Source organism: Actinomadura rudentiformis, assembly GCF_008923185.1.
Lineage (GTDB): Bacteria > Actinomycetota > Actinomycetes > Streptosporangiales > Streptosporangiaceae > Spirillospora > Spirillospora rudentiformis.
On the sequence record NZ_WBMT01000015.1, the window covers coordinates 94,209 to 110,282 of the forward strand.

18 protein-coding genes are annotated in these 16,074 nt (G+C 69.0%); 11 read left to right on the forward strand and 7 right to left on the reverse strand.

The genetic code is table 11. From position 1 onward, the window contains the following. Positions 1 to 66 precede the first annotated feature (66 nt). From F8566_RS29380 to F8566_RS29390, 3 genes are all read left to right on the forward strand, one after another. The gene (locus F8566_RS29380; protein WP_151565094.1) at positions 67 to 1,272 is read left to right on the forward strand and encodes a sensor histidine kinase; all 1,206 of its coding nucleotides are present in this window, start codon (positions 67 to 69) and stop codon (positions 1,270 to 1,272) included. Next, the gene (locus F8566_RS29385) at positions 1,269 to 1,922 is read left to right on the forward strand and encodes a response regulator (protein WP_151565095.1); all 654 of its coding nucleotides are present in this window, start codon (positions 1,269 to 1,271) and stop codon (positions 1,920 to 1,922) included. Before F8566_RS29380 ends, F8566_RS29385 begins: the two co-directional genes overlap by 4 nt. A 443-nt stretch (positions 1,923 to 2,365) precedes the next feature. Then, positions 2,366 to 3,034: a hypothetical protein gene (locus F8566_RS29390; RefSeq protein WP_151565096.1), complete on the forward strand. Its 669-nt coding sequence runs from the start codon at positions 2,366 to 2,368 to the stop codon at positions 3,032 to 3,034. A gap of 476 nt (positions 3,035 to 3,510) precedes the next feature. Here the strand turns inward: F8566_RS29390 and F8566_RS29395 are convergent, their stop codons facing one another. Next, on the reverse strand, positions 3,511 to 4,482 hold the full coding sequence (locus F8566_RS29395; protein WP_151565097.1) for a helix-turn-helix domain-containing protein: 972 nt from the start codon (positions 4,480 to 4,482) through the stop codon (positions 3,511 to 3,513). Positions 4,483 to 4,590: 108 nt separating this feature from the next. Here F8566_RS29395 and F8566_RS29400 point away from each other — a divergent pair, with 108 nt between their 5' ends. After that, entirely contained in the window at positions 4,591 to 5,064 is a 474-nt protein-coding gene (locus F8566_RS29400; RefSeq protein ID WP_192809914.1) for a rhodanese-like domain-containing protein, read from the forward strand. A 174-nt stretch (positions 5,065 to 5,238) separates the two neighbouring features. On the opposite strand, the gene F8566_RS29405 is transcribed toward F8566_RS29400, so the two are convergent. From F8566_RS29405 to F8566_RS29410, 3 genes are all read right to left on the reverse strand, one after another. Further along, positions 5,239 to 5,724, reverse strand: coding sequence for a CocE/NonD family hydrolase C-terminal non-catalytic domain-containing protein (locus F8566_RS29405; protein WP_192809915.1), 486 nt, complete (start codon positions 5,722 to 5,724; stop codon positions 5,239 to 5,241). Next, complete coding sequence (locus F8566_RS50180; protein ID WP_192809916.1) at positions 5,715 to 6,545, reverse strand: hydrolase CocE/NonD family protein; 831 nt, start codon at positions 6,543 to 6,545, stop codon at positions 5,715 to 5,717. Before F8566_RS50180 ends, F8566_RS29405 begins: the two co-directional genes overlap by 10 nt. Before the next feature lie 198 nt (positions 6,546 to 6,743). Continuing rightward, a complete protein-coding gene (locus F8566_RS29410; RefSeq protein ID WP_151565099.1) occupies positions 6,744 to 7,073 on the reverse strand; it encodes an AraC family transcriptional regulator ligand-binding domain-containing protein in 330 nt (109 codons plus the stop codon). A 193-nt stretch (positions 7,074 to 7,266) separates the two neighbouring features. Here F8566_RS29410 and F8566_RS29415 point away from each other — a divergent pair, with 193 nt between their 5' ends. Further along, positions 7,267 to 8,832: a DEAD/DEAH box helicase gene (locus tag F8566_RS29415; protein ID WP_404800364.1), complete on the forward strand. Its 1,566-nt coding sequence runs from the start codon at positions 7,267 to 7,269 to the stop codon at positions 8,830 to 8,832. Between the two features lie 42 nt (positions 8,833 to 8,874). Here F8566_RS29415 and F8566_RS29420 read toward each other — a convergent pair whose 3' ends face one another. Then, positions 8,875 to 9,639 carry an acyltransferase gene (locus F8566_RS29420; RefSeq protein ID WP_151565100.1) on the reverse strand — a complete coding sequence of 255 codons (765 nt, stop codon included), beginning with the start codon at positions 9,637 to 9,639 and terminating at the stop codon, positions 8,875 to 8,877. Positions 9,640 to 10,867: 1,228 nt separating this feature from the next. Further along, positions 10,868 to 11,335: a hypothetical protein gene (locus tag F8566_RS29425; protein ID WP_151565101.1), complete on the reverse strand. Its 468-nt coding sequence runs from the start codon at positions 11,333 to 11,335 to the stop codon at positions 10,868 to 10,870. Between the two features lie 129 nt (positions 11,336 to 11,464). On the opposite strand from F8566_RS29425, the gene F8566_RS29430 reads away from it, so the two are divergent. Next, positions 11,465 to 12,031 (forward strand): peptidylprolyl isomerase, encoded by a 567-nt coding sequence (locus F8566_RS29430; RefSeq protein WP_192809917.1) that lies wholly within the window; start codon positions 11,465 to 11,467, stop codon positions 12,029 to 12,031. Between the two features lie 38 nt (positions 12,032 to 12,069). Continuing rightward, a complete protein-coding gene (locus tag F8566_RS29435; protein ID WP_151565103.1) occupies positions 12,070 to 12,972 on the forward strand; it encodes a rhomboid family intramembrane serine protease in 903 nt (300 codons plus the stop codon). 432 nt (positions 12,973 to 13,404) lie between these two features. Here F8566_RS29435 and F8566_RS29440 read toward each other — a convergent pair whose 3' ends face one another. Beyond that, positions 13,405 to 13,662: a cell division protein CrgA gene (locus tag F8566_RS29440; protein ID WP_151565104.1), complete on the reverse strand. Its 258-nt coding sequence runs from the start codon at positions 13,660 to 13,662 to the stop codon at positions 13,405 to 13,407. Positions 13,663 to 13,797: 135 nt separating this feature from the next. Here F8566_RS29440 and F8566_RS29445 point away from each other — a divergent pair, with 135 nt between their 5' ends. The 4 genes from F8566_RS29445 to F8566_RS29460 are packed head-to-tail and all read left to right on the forward strand — an operon-like array spanning position 13,798 to position 15,901. Then, on the forward strand, positions 13,798 to 14,469 hold the full coding sequence (locus F8566_RS29445; RefSeq protein ID WP_225993635.1) for a DUF881 domain-containing protein: 672 nt from the start codon (positions 13,798 to 13,800) through the stop codon (positions 14,467 to 14,469). 13 nt (positions 14,470 to 14,482) lie between these two features. Then, positions 14,483 to 15,103 (forward strand): class E sortase, encoded by a 621-nt coding sequence (locus tag F8566_RS29450; protein ID WP_225993636.1) that lies wholly within the window; start codon positions 14,483 to 14,485, stop codon positions 15,101 to 15,103. Between the two features lie 7 nt (positions 15,104 to 15,110). Beyond that, positions 15,111 to 15,296 (forward strand): hypothetical protein, encoded by a 186-nt coding sequence (locus F8566_RS29455; RefSeq protein WP_151565106.1) that lies wholly within the window; start codon positions 15,111 to 15,113, stop codon positions 15,294 to 15,296. 29 nt (positions 15,297 to 15,325) lie between these two features. Then, complete coding sequence (locus tag F8566_RS29460; RefSeq protein WP_151565107.1) at positions 15,326 to 15,901, forward strand: anthranilate synthase component II; 576 nt, start codon at positions 15,326 to 15,328, stop codon at positions 15,899 to 15,901. Positions 15,902 to 16,074: the final 173 nt, after the last annotated feature.

Here is a 16,074-nt window from a genome sequence, read left to right on the forward strand (position 1 = left end):
TCACCCAGCACGGAATCCCTCGTGCGAGCGAGGTGTGGCGAGGGCTTTCGCGCCGATACTGGGCAGATGCGCGATCGGTTCCGCCTCCTCGCCGCCCGACTTCGCAACGGCGACGACTATCTCCTCGACGTGCTGGTGGCGGCCGCCGTCGCTGTTCCGGTGACCGTCCCGTTCGCGACCGCGCCTGAGGTGACGCCGCTGGGGGTGGTCCTCAACTTCGGCACGATCCTGCCGCTCATCTGGCGACGTCGTGCGCCGTTCGCGATCGCGTTGATCGTGGCGGCCTTCGCCACGCTCGTCTCGGCGTACCACCGCCCAGGCCAGATGTTGCAGTACGGCGCGCTCGTGGCGATCTACACATTGGCCGACCTCGGACGGCGACGTTGGCAGCGCTGGGGCTTCATCAGCGTGCTCGTCGTGACCACCCCGCCCAGCTCGCTCCTCATCAAGGACAACGACGCGGGGGAGTTCATGTTCACGCTCCTCCTGCCTATGTGCGCCTTCCTACTGGGAACGCTCGCACGCACGGCGCGGGAGCGTTCGAACGCTTTGGTGGAACGCTCCGTACGCCTGGAACGCGAACGAGAGGCCGACGCGGCGCGGGCAGCGGCGGAGGAACGGGCGCGGATCGCGCGCGACATGCATGACGTGCTCGCCCACGCCGTCAGCATCATGGTCGTTCAGGCGGAGGCCGGTCCCGTGGTCGTCCGCACCGACCCCGACCAGGCTGAACGCGCGTTCGACGCGATCGCGGACGCCGGCCGGGACGCGATGACCCAGTTGCGGCGCATGCTGGGTGTGCTCAAGGAGGAGCAGGACTTCGGAGTACGTGCGCCACAGCCGACCGTCAGTGCCCTCCCCGATCTCCTGGACCAGGTCAGGCGTACACACTTGCGCGTGGACCTGCACGTCACGGGCGATCCTCGCGCCTTGCCGGCCGACGCCGATGTCGCGGCCTATCGGATCGTGCAGGAGGCGCTCACCAACACGGTCAAACATGCCGGGGCCTCAGCCGCAGCGGTACGGCTCCATTGGAAGGACGACGAGTTGGAGATCAAGGTGACCGACAACGGGCGAGGCCAGGACGCGGAGGACGCCGCAGCCGGATGGCGGCGCGGTGGCGACGGCCTGATCGGCATCCGGGAACGTGCCGTGGCCTGCGGCGGGCGGGCCGAGGTGGGGCCGATGCCGGACGGCGGCTTCCACGTGACGGCGCGACTCCCCCACGCCGGCGCGGTCGGGCTCGACGACACGGCGGCGGTGACCTCGTGATCCGCGTGGTGCTGGCCGACGACCAGGAACTCGTCCGCAGCGGCTTCACGATGATCCTCGACGCGCAGCCGGACATCGAGGTCGTCGCCGAGGCCGGCGACGGTGCCGCCGCGATCGCCGCCGTACGGGAGAACGATCCGGACGTCGTCCTGCTGGACATCCGGATGCCCGGCATGGACGGCATCGAGGCCGCGAAGGCCGTCTGCGCCGAGACCCGCGCCCGCGCGATCATGCTGACCACGTTCGACCAGGACGACTACGTCTACGACGCGCTGTACGCGGGTGCCAGCGGCTTCCTGCTCAAGGACGTCCGCCGCGACGACCTCGTCCACGCGGTACGGGTGGTGGCGGCGGGGGAGTCGCTGCTCGCGCCGGCCGTGACCCGCCGCCTCATCTCGGACATCACCCGCAACCGCCCACGCTCCGGGAACACGCCCTCGGACCGGCTGACCGTCCTGACCGAGCGAGAACGCGAGACCCTTCGCCTGCTGGGCCGCGGCCTGTCGAACGCCGAGATCGCCGCCGCGATGGTCGTCAGCGAACACACCGTCAAGACACACGTCAGCAATGTCCTGTCCAAACTCGGCCTGCGCGACCGCGTCCAAGCCGTCATAGCCGCCTACGAGACACGCCTCATCGAACCCTCCTGACACGTCCCGATCGAGCCGTCCTGACGCACACTGATCGAGCCTCCGGACACGCCCGGATCGAGCGGTGCTGACACAGTGATCGAGCCGTCCGGACACGGCCGGATCGAGCGGTGCTGATGCGCTCTGAGCGAGCCGCGCTGACGCGCCTCGTTGAACCCTCCTGATTCGCCCTGAGCGAGCCGTCCGGGCACGCTGATCGAGCCGTGCTGACGCATCCTGATCGAGCGGTGCTGATGCGCTCTGGGCGAGCCGCGCTGACGCGCCTCGCCGAATCCTCCTGAGTCGTGGCGCTCTCCGTCGTGTGGGGGAGCCGACCAGCCCAGCTCCCCCACGTCACCGATGGCCCAAGACCGCTCGCGGCGGCGATCACAGAAAGCCGTTGTTTCCAGAGGATCGAGACGTATGCACGCATGTCTTGAATCCTCGAACCTCTGGGAGCCAACATGACGGCCACGACCGCGCATCGCTCGCAGGACTCCCCTGCCGCCACGTTCACCCGGATCGCCTTCCACCTCGCGCCCGTGCTCATGCTCACGTACGGGCTGGTCCGGCTCATCGACGGCCGCGACGGCCACCATGGACCGGGCACCGCGTGGACGGTGGGACACCTGCTCTTTCTGGGCGCCCTGCTCATGTACGGCCCGGTGATCGTGGGGCTCCGCCGCCGAGTGCCTCGCGGGGGCATGCCGCGTAGGTTGACCGCCAACATCGCCACAGGGGTCGCGCTCGTCGGGCTGGCGACGTTCATCCGGGTAGCGATCATCGACATCGTCGTCGGGCTCCAGGCAGCGGACCCCGCAGAGAAGAGCAGGCTCTCGGACCGGTACTCCGACGTCCCGGCTGTGCTGCCGCAGGTGGTGTACGAGATCGGCCCGATGTTCTTCATGCTCGGCCTGATCGTGCTGCTCGTTCAACTGGCCGTGGTCGGTCCGCGCAGCATCGGCAACATCCTCAGCCCCGTGCTGGTCGTACTCGGCTTCATCACGATCTTCATCAACCTGGACCTGCTCTCGGCCGGGGCGGCCTTGATCTGGCTGGCCCTCATCCACCATGCCCGTACACCCGCCCGAGCCGAGACTCGTCGCCGGACTCCCCAGCCGAACACCGCTTGAACGACGCCCAGCCAACGATGCCCAACCGACGGTGCTGAGCCGTCAGCGCCCAGCTAACGACGCCGAGCCGACGACGCCGAGCCGTCAGCGCCGAGCCGACGACGCCGAGCCGTCATTCCCGAGCCGATGAGGCCGAGCCGTCAGCGCCGAGCCGACGACGCCGAGCCGTCATCGCCGAGCCGATGAGGCCGAGCCGTCATCGCCCAGCCAACGATGCCGATCCAACGATGCCGGGGCTCTCAGCGCCCAGCTGGCGACGCCAGCTGACGATGCCGAGCCGTCAGCGCCCAGCCAACGGCGCACAGCCAACGGCGCACACCCAACGGCGCACACCCAACGGCGCACGGTCGACAGCGCCCGCCAACAGCGCGCCGCCAACAACGGCGCGCCAACGGCGCCGAGCGGGCGGTGCCCGGTCGACGGTGTACAGATCCGGCGCAGGGTTCGTGGAGGTAGGAGCGGCGGTGTTCGTGGGGCTAGGAGGCGTTGGCGCGGAAGGTGCGGCGGTAGGCGGAGGGGGAGGTTTTCATGGCGCGGGTGAAGTGGTGCCGGAAGGTGACCGCGCTTTCGAAGCCGACCGCAGCGCCGATCTCCTCGATGGGCATCGTGCCGCCTTCGAGGAGGGGCAGGCTGGCCATGATGCGCTGGGTGATGACCCAGCGCAGGGGGCTGGTGCCGGTCTGCCGGTTGAAGTGGCGGATGAACGTGCGGGGGGCGAGGTGTGCTTGGCGGGCCAGGTCGGCGACCGTGATGGGGTCGGTGAGGTGGGCCAGCGCCCATGCCATGGCTCGGGCCACCGCGTCGTCCTCGGCGGGCTCGGTGACCGCGGCCTCCACGAACTGCGCCTGGCCGCCGTCTCGGTGCGGCGGGATGACCAGGCGGCGGGCGACGGCGTTGGCCACCCTCGCGCCGTGGTCCTTGCGTACGAGATGAAGGCAAAGGTCGAGCCCTGCGGCGCTGCCGGCGCTGGTGAGGATGTCGCCGCCGTCCACATAGAGGACGTCTGGATTCACGTGAATCATTGGGTACCGCTGTTGCAGGAGCGCCGCGTACCGCCAGTGGGTGGTCGCCTCGCGCCCGTCCAGCAGACCTGCCGCCGCCAGCGCGAAGGCGCCTGAGCAGATCGAGACGACGCGCGCGCCTCGGTCGTGCGCGCTGCGGAGTGCGGCGACGACCTCGGGGTGCACGTCGCCGCGTACGTTCGGGACGGCGACGACCATGACCGTGTCCGCGGCGGCGAAGACCTCAAGGTCGTTCTCGGCGGTCATGGTGAAGCCGCCGACCGCCCGCATCGGTCCGCGTTCGAGCGAGCAGACCCGCAGGTCGTACCAAGGAACGTCGAGTTCGGGCCGGGGCAGCCCGAACACCTCCACCACGGACCCGAGCTCGAACGGAGCCATGCTGTCGAACGCCAGGACGGAAATCGTGTGTCGCTTGGCGAGCTGCATGGCGAGATCTTATCGGTCACGGGCATTCATGCCACTGTCCGGGATGCCGACCAGACCGCGACCATTGAGGCATTCGCAGGAGTAACGCCAGGTCAAGGAGTCACATCTATGATCACTACCGCGTCAGCAGTCACCCGGATCCCCGCTGCCGCCAACGCTGAGGCGCTCGCGCACTTCGCGGCCCGGCTGGCGTTCGAGACCGACGTGTCCGACGTCGCCGCCGACCTGGCGGCCGGTGCGTCCGGCATCGTGGTCGTCGACTCGCGGAGCATCGAGAGCTGGAACCAGGGCCACATCGAGGGCGCGATCCACCTGCCCACCGCGGAGATCGCCGAGCGCGCGGCCGGCTTGATCCAGCGGGACGTGACGGTGGTCGTCTACTGCTGGGGTCCTGGTTGCAACGGTGCGCAGAAGGCCGCCTTGGAGTTCGCCAAGCTCGGCTATGCCGTCAAGGAGATGATCGGTGGTTTCGAGTACTGGGCGCGCGAGGGCTTCCCGGTCAAGAACGGCGCAGGCCTGGTGACACGCCGTCCCGCCGATTCTCTGACCGCCCCGACCTCCGGCATCTCCTGCGCCTGCTGAGCGCGTTTTCCGTGCCCGGTTACGGGTCGTGTACGTGGATCCCTGGATTGTTCGCGAAGGGTCCAGCCCGCACTGTCTAAGGGTCGGCTCCCAAACGGGGTGAGCTGAAACGCGGCGGGTTGCCGGATGAAGGGCCTCCACCCCGGCAACTCGCCGCAATCATCGTCCGGCGCCTCAGCTCGGCTGCGTCGGCAGAGTGATCCAGGACGGGTGCTCCGGATCGTGCCACAGTTGGACGTCGCCGCCGAGGCTGTCCTTCAGCTGCGGGAACGGCGGGAACAGATGCGGGAAGTCCCCGGTCTGGACGGCCAGCCGCAGCCTGTGACCGGGCTGGATCGACCACGAAGCCGGGAAGATCTCGACGTCGACGGAGACAGGCTCGTCCTTGGGCATCGCCTGCTGTGAGGCCTTGGTGTACGGATGCCACGGCTGGACGATCATCCCGTTCCGCACAATGCTCTTCCCTCGGTCGAGGTGCCGCATCGACAACGACAGCCAACCGGCGGTCAGCTGAATGGCGGAGCCGTCGGGTGCCACGTCTTCCAGCCGTACGGTCAGCTGACTGTCCCGCGACCTGGTCGACACGGTGAAGTGCGCGTTCAGCGGACCGGTGAGGCGGAGTGGCTGGCCGCGCACCGGCAGGTCGTACGTCAGCCCCAACCCTTCGTTGTACCGGTTGTCGGTGACACAGGGATTCTGAGCGGGCCGTTGCCGAACTCGCCGCCGAACAGCAGCCACTGGAACGTCGAACGGGAGCACACCCCCGAGAAGAGGTTCCACGGAACGACATCCGGCATGCCGGACACCAGCACGCCACCAGACCGCCCCACACCCCTGGACCACCCCAGGCCGCCGGATGGCTGCACGTCACCCGACCGCTGTGCGCTGCCGGATGGCTGCATGCCGCCGGCCTGGTGTGACGGCTGCGCAGTGCCAGATGGGTGGGCGCCGCCGTGCCGCTGCAGGCCGCCTGACGCCTGCCCGCCCCCGAAACCCAGCGCGCCACCCGACCGTTGTGCGCTCTTGGGCGGTTGCGCGGCGCCGGATGGTTGCGGGCCGTCGGGTGACTGTCGGCCGTTTGACGGCTGCGCGGTATCCGATACCAATGTGCCGGGGCGTCCTCGGCTTGCTTGTCCGGACAGGAAGGACTTCTGGTACGTGACGTCCGCTTGAGGCCACTGACCGGCAGTACGCCACTGGTTGGCGCCGTTCTCGAAGTAGGTGACCTGCTTGTCGCGCCGTTCGAGCGCCGGATCTGGAACGCCGCGCACGTAGTGGTCGAACCAGCGCAGTTGCAGCTCGCCCAGCCTGACGCCCGGCGGCTCGTTGGCCATGCCTGGCAGGCTCACTCCGGCCGCGGGGATGGCGGCGATGATGTGCGACCACGGGCCGTCCACGAACTGCACGGGCGTACCGTTCGCGGACAGCCGCTGGTAGAGCATCGGCGTGCCGCGCTGGAACGCGTCGAACTCGCCGCCCATCAGCAGCGTCGGCGGCCGGGCGCGGCGGGTAACCGGACTCGAGCCGGACGAGAGACACTTGCCGGTCGATCGCCCAGCCGACCACGCGATGCCAGATGGTCACCAGGCACTCCGTGACGAAATGATCCGGATCACGTACCGAGCCGAGATCGATCGTCAGCCGGACCTCGAGGTGTGTGCTGGAGGGCTTCGGTGTTTCTAGATGGAAGCGGAGCATGGTGGGAAGCCGTAGAAGTCGGCGGCGCGCCGGAGGGCCGTCGCCAGATCCGGGCTGCTGAGCACCACCAGGCCGCGCTTGCAGGTAAAATCGCCCAGTCCCAGGAACTCGTCGTCCAGCGTGTCCCACAGGCCGCGGCTCAGCGCCGCGTACTGCTCCCGGGTCACTCGGGCCCGCGAATCGCCCAGGAGCGCGGGCGGGATTCCTGCACGGAGGAGCACCGGCCACACGTCGATGTCGCGCTCCCGCGCCCCGCGCAATGCGCTGTCCACGAAGTGGATCGCGATGGTGCGGGAGGGCGCGATGGGCATAAAAGTAGCTCTTGGGGCAGTGGAGAAGGAGGTCCCAGATGGGGCCAGGGCATAAACCGGTAGCGCCGGAACGTTAGACTGAACAAATCACTCTTACGACGCCCAAGCGTCAGGCTCGTCCTTGCAGGCCACAGATCCGACTGTGGTGCCTCCCGAGACGTGCCCCCCTCTCGGAAGGTAATGCGTGACAACCCTGCCTGTTGGTAATGCCCTGCCCGAGTCCGGCCTGACGGCTGACGACTCTCCCGCGGTCCCCACGTTCGCCGAGCTCGGTCTCCCCGAGGCTCTGGTGAGCGGACTGGCCCGCCAGGGCATCGAGGCACCGTTCCCCATCCAGGCCGCCGCCATCCCCGATGTGATGGCCGGCCATGACGTGCTCGGTCGTGGCAAGACCGGCTCCGGAAAGACCCTGGCCTTCGGGCTGCCGATGCTGGCCCGGCTGGCCGGCCGGAAGGCCGCGCCCAAGCGCCCGCTCGGCCTCATCCTCGTCCCCACCCGCGAGCTCGCCCAGCAGGTGCAGACCAACCTCGAACCGCTCGGCCGCACGCTCGGCCTGCGGTTCAAGACCGTCATCGGCCAGACCTCGATGTTCAAGCAGATCGACGCGCTGCGTCGCGGCGTCGAGATCCTCGTCGCCACGCCCGGCCGTCTCAAGGACCTCATGCGCCAGGGCGCGTGTGATCTTGGCGACATTGAGATCGTCGTGCTGGACGAGGCCGACCACATGGCCGACATGGGCTTCCTGCCCGACGTCACCGACATCCTCGACCAGGCCAAGCGGGGCGGGCAGCGCATGCTGTTCTCGGCCACCCTGGACAAGGACGTCGACGTCCTGGTCAAGCGTTACCTGAACGACCCGGTGACGCACGCCATCGGCCAGGTCGACGAGTCGGTCGACACCATGGACCACCACCTCCTGCTGGTGGCGCCCAAGGAGAAGGCCGCGATCACCGCCGAGATCGCCAACCGCGAGGGCAAGACCATCCTCTTCGCCCGTACCAAGCACGGGGTGGACCGGCTGGCCAAGCAGCTCGCCCAGGCGGGCGTGCGGGCCGCGGGCCTGCACGGCGGCAAGAGCCAGGGGCTGCGCACCCGCACGCTGGCCGAGTTCATGGAGGGCTCGTTCGACGTGCTCGTCGCCACCGACGTCGCCGCGCGCGGCATCCACGTCGACGACATCAGCCTGGTCCTGCACGTCGACCCGCCGGCCGACCACAAGGACTACATGCACCGCGCAGGTCGTACGGCCCGCGCCGGTGAGCGCGGCACCGTCGTGACCCTCGTGCTGCCCCACCAGGTACGCGCCACCCAGCAGATGACCAAGCGGGCCGGCATCCACGCCCCCCGCACGCGGGTCACCGCCGGGGACGCCGACCTGATCAAGGTGACCGGTGCGCGCACGCCGTCCGGCATCCCGATCGAGGGCCCGATCATCCCCGAGCGCCCCAAGCGTGAGGGCCGTGGCCGCCAGGGCGGTGGCCGTCGCGGTGGCCGTGGCTTCAGCGGCCGCTCCTCCCGGCCGTCGTACGACCGCCAGGACGGCGGTCAGCGCCGCGAGGGCTCGGGCTCGTACGGCGAGCGTCGCGGCTCGTACGGCGGCGGCGAGCGTGGCTCGTACGGCGGCGACCGCTCCCCCCGGGGCGAGCGCGGCTCGTACGGCGGTGGCGAGCGTCGTGGAGGCGCCGCAGCGTCACACGGCGGGCGCCGTGGTGGCCCGCGCCGTGAGGGCGGCGACCGCCGTCCCGCCCGCACCAACTGACGAACGGCTGTGAGGCCCCGCCCACCGGGCGGGGCCTCTGGTCTACCCGGCCTCCTCGCGGAGCTTGTCCTGGAGGATCTGGAGGCCGTCGAGCCCGTCGACCGAGAGGGCGGCCAGCTCGTCCAGTGAGATCAAGGGAGGCTTGCGCAGTGGCGGCTGCCAGCCCTCCTCCGGATCGTGGCTGCGCAGGACCTTGGCGGGCACACCGCCGATGACCGAGTGGTCGGGGAACTCACCGCGTACCACCGCGCCGCCCGCGACCGCCACGTTCCTGCCCAGCCGCGTCCCCGGCAGGATGATCGCGCCGGTCCCGATCCAGCATCCGTCGCCGATCTCCACGGGGTTGTTCTCGGGCCACTGCCGCCCGATCGGCACGTCCACGTCGCCGTAGCTGTGGTTCTGGTCCGTGATGTACACGTTCGGGCCGGTGAAGACATCGTTGCCGATCTCGATCGACTGGTGCCCGACGATGTGGGTGCCTCGCCCGAGCGAACAGCTCGACCCGATCTTCACGATCACGTTCGGTCCCAGGTCCAGCCCAGGCACGAACCCCGCCGAGATCGTCACATGCGTACCGACCAGCGTGTGGTCGCCGATCGAGATCCAGGGCTCCCCGTAGATCGCCCCCACCGGAAATCCGATGCACGCGCCCTCACCCAGATAGGCGAACTTCCGCCGGCCCGGCGTCTGCGGCGTGATCTCCCCCTGCCGCCGCACCCACTCCCAGCCGCGATGTACGGCCGTATGCACGCCCTGGCGGGCCTTGGCCGCCATGAGCTGCCGGATCGAACTGGATCTCGGACGCATGCGGTGTACCTTGCTCTCTGCCCTGGCCAACGACGGAGATGTCAAAGTACCGGTTGGTAGCCCCACCCCGACAAAGCCCCCACCGCTTTCCCGCCACCCCAACTCCCGCGCCCTCGATCCCGCCCGCGCGCGCAGCCTGCCGCCCCGCCCCCCGCGCCGGCCACACCCATCGCGTGTCGGCCCGCCCCTGCATGTCGATCTGCCCCTGCACATCGATCCGCCCCCTAAGCCTCGATCTGCCCCTGCGCGTCGGCCCGCCTGCCGCGCGCCGCTCCGCTTGCCGTGTGTCGGCCAGCTTGCCGCGTGTCGGTCCGGCTCCCTCGTGCCGATCTGCCTGCCGTGTGTCGGCCCGCTTGCCGCGCGCCGCTCCGCTTGCTGTGTCGGCCCGCTTGCCGTGTTTCGGTTCGCCTGCCGTGCGCCGATCTGCCTTCTGCGCGCCGCTGCGCCTGCCGCGTGTCGGTCCGCCTGCCGCGCGCCGCCCCGTCTGCCGCGTGTCGACCCGTCTGCCCCGCGCCGCCCCGCCTACCGCGTGTCGACCCACCTACCGCGTGTCGGCCCGCTTGCCGCGTGTCGGTCCGCCTCCCTCGCGCCGATCTGCCTTCTGCGCGCCGCCCCGTCTGCCGCGTGTCGACCCGCTTGCCGTGTGTCGGTCTGCCTTCCGCGCGTCGACACGCCTACCGCGTGTCGGCCCGCTTGCCGCGTGTCGGCCCGCCTCCCTCGCGCCGATCTGCCTTGTGCGCGCCGCCCCGCCTGCCCCGCGCCGCCCCGCCCACCGCGTGTCGCCCCGCCTCCCTCGCGCCGCTCCGCCTGCCGCGTGTCGGCCCGCTTGCCGTGTTTCGGTTCGCTTGCCGTGCGCCGATCTGCCTTCTGCGCGCCGCCCCGTCTGCCGCGTGTCGACCCGCTTGCCGTGTTTCGGTCTGCCGTCCGCGCGTCGACACGCCTTGCGCGTCGGTCCGCCTGGGTGTGGATCTGTGTCCTGTATGTCGGCCTGCCTCCCGCGCGTTGGCCCGCCTCCTGTGTCGGGGCGACTCCTGGTGTCAGCTCAACGCCCGCAGGGGTAGCTGGCCCCCCGTGTGTCGGGGCGACTCGTGTGGGTCGGCTCGGCTTTCACCGGTCGTGCGGCTGGGCATCGGGGGGTTATGTGTCGGGCTCCGTGTGGGTTCGGGCTCCGCGTATGCGGGCATGCGAAAGGCCCGGCCTTGGTAGGCCGGGCCTTTCTTCGCCGTGGTTACGGCGTGTGCGCGTGGCTGTTGGCTTCAGACTTTGCCGGTGCCTCCGGCTGGCTCATGTCGTCTTCCATCAGCGACTGCATGGAGTTCCGCTTGGTCATGACTGCTCCGGCGATCCCCACCGCAGCCACGGCGGCGAGCATCATCATGGTGATGTTGCGTCCGCGATGGCTGGGCTTGGGTGGTTCGACCCTGTCGGCTACATCTGACAGGAAAGAGCTCACCCGTGGGGCGAGTCCGCCCTCCACATATCGTGCGGCGTTCTCGATCCGGGGCGCGCTCCAGCCGCGAGCGCCCATGATGCGGTCGGCGGCGACATCGCGCGTGCGCTGCGCCGCCGGGGCGATACGATCCGCCGCGTCGGACGCGTTCAGCCGCCACGTTTCAGCTCCGTGCCGACACGCTTCCCGCACACGCCCGAACCGCGAGAGCACTTCGTCCTGCGGCTTCCGGCGGATACTCATCATTAGGGACACGCTAACCTCCCTGTTTGCGAGGTCCTGCCATGCAGCCTTCCCAAAGCGCGGAAGGTAAACCCTGTGCACGAGATCATTGGGTCACGCACAGTGGGCATACGTGTATGTCCGAAACCGGAGATGCCCATATCGACGAGGAGGCGGCCATCCGTGGCTGAACAAATCTTTGCGACGCTCAACACCACCCTTGGCAAGATCGTCATTCAGCTCTACCCGGAGCAAGCGCCCGTCACGGTCGACAACTTCGTCGGCCTCGCGGAGGGCACCCGCGACTGGCGGCATCCCGAGACCGGCGAGCCGCGGACCGGCACGCCGCTCTACAACGGCACGGTGTTCCACCGGGTCATCCCCGGCTTCATGATCCAGGGCGGGGACCCGCTGGGCCGTGGCACCGGCGGGCCGGGCTACGAGTTCAAGGACGAGTTCCACCCGGACCTGAAGTTCAACAAGCCGTACCTCCTGGCCATGGCCAACGCCGGGCCCGGCACCAACGGCTCGCAGTTCTTCATCACCACCGACAACATCGGCCAGGTCCAGCACCTGACCGGCCGCCACACGATCTTCGGCAAGGTCATCGAGGGCACCGACGTCGTCGACAGGATCAGCAACGCGCCGACCGGCCGGATGGACAAGCCGGTGAACGATGTCGTCATCGAGTCGGTGACGATCGACCGCCGCCAGTCGTAATACCTAGAGAGACCCTGCGCCGGCCCTACGGAGCCACGATGAGCACAGACCCCAACCCTTCGCCCGGGTCGGACACCCCGGTGCCGACCTGCTACCGGCATCCGGGGCGCGAGACGTACGTGCGCTGCACCCGGTGTGACCGCTACATCTGCCCGGAGTGCATGCGGGACGCCGCGGTCGGGCACCAGTGCGTCGAATGCGTGGCGGAGGGCAACAAGAACGTTCGCCGGGCCCGGACCGTCCTGGGCGGCCGGGCCCCGGAGTCGGCGACGCCGGTCGTGACCTACTCGCTGATCGGCATCTGCGTACTGGTCTACCTGGCCGAGCTGGCCTCGTGGAAGGTCGTCGAGGACTTCATGATGCTCGGCGTCGCGGTCGGCCGTGAGGGCCGGCTGGTGGGCGTCGCCGAGGGTGAGCCGTACCGGCTCTTCACCTCGATGTTCCTGCACCAGCGTCCCAGCGGCGGCTCGTTCGGGATCACCCACATCCTGTTCAACATGTGGGCCCTGTGGGCGATCGGCCCGGAGCTGGAGCGGGTGCTGGGTCGTTGGCGCTTCGTGGCGCTGTACGTGCTGTCCGGGCTGGGCGGCTCGGTCCTGCTCTACCTCGTGGAGCCGGGCTCGGCGGCGGTCGGGGCCTCGGGCGCCATCTTCGGCCTGTTCGGGGCGTTCTTCATCATCGGCCGGAAGTTCGGCGGCCAGGTCGGCCCGATCGTGTTCCTCCTGGTGATCAACCTGGTGATCACGTTCGCGGTCCCCGGGATCTCCTGGCAAGGGCACATCGGCGGTCTTGTCACCGGTGCTCTGCTGGCAGTGGCGTACGCCTACGCCCCGGCTAAGCAGCGCCAGCTCATCCACATCGCCGCACCGGTCGTGACCCTGGTGCTGTTCGCGATCCTGGTGATGGTCAAGACGGCCGACCTGACGGCAGGAGTGGCTTAACCCTGGCCGGCCCGGGGCTGCACCAAGCCAGGCCCGGGCCAGCCAGGCCCGGGGGCTGCCTGGGCCGGCGCCGCCGCACCGGGTCGGCCAGGGCAGGGGCTGCCTGAACCGGGTCGGCGAGGGCCGAGGCCGCCTGCACCGGGGCTGCCTGGACCTGTCTCCGCATGGGCCATCTGGCCTAGTACCGGCTACAGCCATCCGTTGGAGGCACGAAGGTCGGCTGGCCCGGCTCAGGCGGACCCCACTGGCGAACCGGGCTGGGGTCGCCAAAGAGAAGCTTTGGCGTTCGCTGCACGAGGGCCGCCGCCACCGGGCGGGCGGCGGCGCCTCGAGACTTCCCTGTGGAAAAGCTGTGGGAAGCTGGCCGGGAAATCCCCAGGGTGTGGATAACACTGGTGGATTACGCGACCCGAATGTGGGTACGCGGGCCGATCAGCGCCAGCGCGTGGAGAGGATCACGCCCAGGATGATCGCGGTGAAGCCGATCCCCAGGTTCCAGTTGCCCAGGTCGGTCATGACCGGGATGTCGGTGCCTGTGCTCGCCGTCACGTAGAACACTGCGATCCAGGCTAGCCCGAGCAGCCAGAGAGTGATCATCGTCGGCACGAGGAACCGGGGGCTGACCTCGGGTGCCTTCGACTTCTGCGGCGGTGTGTAAACGGCCTTCTTGCGCACTTTGGACTTGGCCACGGTGGGATCGATCTCCTCGGGCGGGCGACGGCCGGAGCGCCGGTCCGCGCATGGGTGTTTTGTCGGTTAGCGTAGTCGCTGGTGAGCAGCGTACGACGTCGAACGTGGGGAAGCATCATCCCAGGCCTCACGCTTGTGGCGGGAACTTTGTTCGCGGCGAGCGCGAGCACGGCCCGCGGGACCGACCTGCGCGAGGAAGGCCGGACCAAGATCACCGAGCTCATCGCCGCCGAGCAGCGCCGGACCCGCCACGAACGCGCCGGCTACCAGCGGCTTCGCCATCAGGTAGAAACGATCTCCCGCCAGGCCGGCCGGCGTGACGCCCGGGTCAAGCAGGCTCAGGCCCGGGCCGACGCGCTTGCGGTGCGTTCCGGATTCACCCCGTTGCGTGGTTTCGCGGTACGCGTGACCCTGGACGACGCACCTCAACGAGATTATGGCCGTGAGGTCAGTCCGGACGACCTCGTCGTGCACCAGACGGACGTCCAGGCGGTCGTGAACGCCCTCTGGGCGGGCGGTGCGGCCGGAATGCAAATCATGGACCAACGGGTGATCTCGACGAGCGCGGTGCGGTGTGTGGGCAATACCCTGATCCTTCAAGGAGTCGTCTACTCGCCGCCGTTCACGATCACCGCCGTGGGGGATCCGCGACGGCTGCGGGCGGCGCTCGACGGCTCCCCGGAGATATCGATCTACAAGCGCTACGTTCGCGAATACGGGCTCGGCTACTCGGTCAGGACTGCGGACCGGGTCGCCTTGCCCGGCTACACCGGGAACGTGACGATGAAACACGCGACGGTGCCCTAGGAGGAGACGCGCAGTGCGGATTCTGATCCGTAACCTGGGCGAGTTGTGCATCACCGCCGGCCTGGTCATGCTCCTCTTCGTCACCTACGAGCTCTGGGGCACCGGCCGATACACCCGCCAGCAGCAGGACGTGCTCAACAAGGAACTCCTCAAGAGCTGGCAGGCGCCGAACGTCACCACGGAGAAGGTCAAGCTCGGCAAGGGCCTGGCCATGATCCGAATCCCGCGTTTCGGTCCGAAGTACCGCTTCGTCATCATCGAAGGCGTCGACCTCGCAGACCTCCGCAAGGGCCCCGGCCACTACCCCGGCAGCGCCCTGCCCGGGGAGGTCGGCAACTTCGTGGTCTCCGGCCACCGGACGACCTACTCGGCCCCGTTCAACCGCGCGGGCGAGCTGCGTGCCGGCGACAAGATCCTCATCGACACGCGGCAGAAGCAGTACGTCTACGAGGTGACTGGCAAGAGGATCGTGAAGCCCTCTGCGGTCGAGGTCACCGCGCCCGTACCGTTGAAGCCCAAGGACAAGCCCACCAAGCCGATGATCACCCTCACCACCTGCCACCCCAAGTACTCCGCCGCCCAGCGACTGATCATCTTCGGTGAGCTGACCGGCGAGCTGCCCCGCCGCGCCTAGGAGAGCCATGTACGCCTGGATCTGGCGCCACCTGCCCGGTCAGTGGCAGGCCAAGACCGCCATCGCCGCAGCCTTGATCCTCGCCGCCGCGGCCGTCCTCTGGTACGTGGTCTTCCCGTGGCTCGAACCCAAGATCCAGTTCGACCGCGGCGTCATCAACACCCCGTCGTCCTCCGCCACCGACCGTCGCTGACCCGCTGAGGTTGCTGAGACACTGAGGGCGTGCGTCTCCTCGTCGTCGACAACCACGACAGCTTCGTCTTCAACATCGTGCAGTACCTCCTTGAGCTCGGAGCCGACTGCACGGTGAAGGACCGCTCGGACGTGACGCTCGCCGACGCCTCTGTGGACGGCATCCTCGTGAGCCCCGGGCCGGGCCACCCGGCCGACTCCGAGATCTGCCTGGACCTCGTCCGGCTCGCCTACGAACGGCACACGCCGCTCCTGGGCGTCTGCCTCGGCCACCAGGTGATCGCCCATGTCCACGGAGCGGTCGTCTCCCGGGCACCCGAGATCGTCCACGGCTACACCAGCCAGATCCAGCACGACGGCCGCGGAGTCTTCCAGGGGCTCCCAAATCCGCTTGAGGCCACGCGCTACCACTCGCTCGCTGTGGAGCCCGCGACGATCCCCTCGGACTTGGAGAGCACCGCTCGTACGCCCGACGGCGTGATCATGGGGCTCCGCCACCGCACCCGTCCGATCGAGGGGGTCCAGTTCCACCCGGAATCCGTGCTCTCCGCCCACGGCCACGACCTGCTCCGCAACTGGCTCGCGTCCTGCGCTTCCAGCGTATGAACACCCACGCCGCAAGTCGTTCGACCATCTCGGGAGAAGTTTCCGGGAGAAATCTGTAACACCGGCCCTTCTTGATCCGAAAACCATGACAGAGGGCTTCCGCCATTGCCCCCGAGTGGCGGAAGCCCTCCTTCTATGCTCAGAGGCTCTCGCCTCACAGCGGGCCTTCCTGC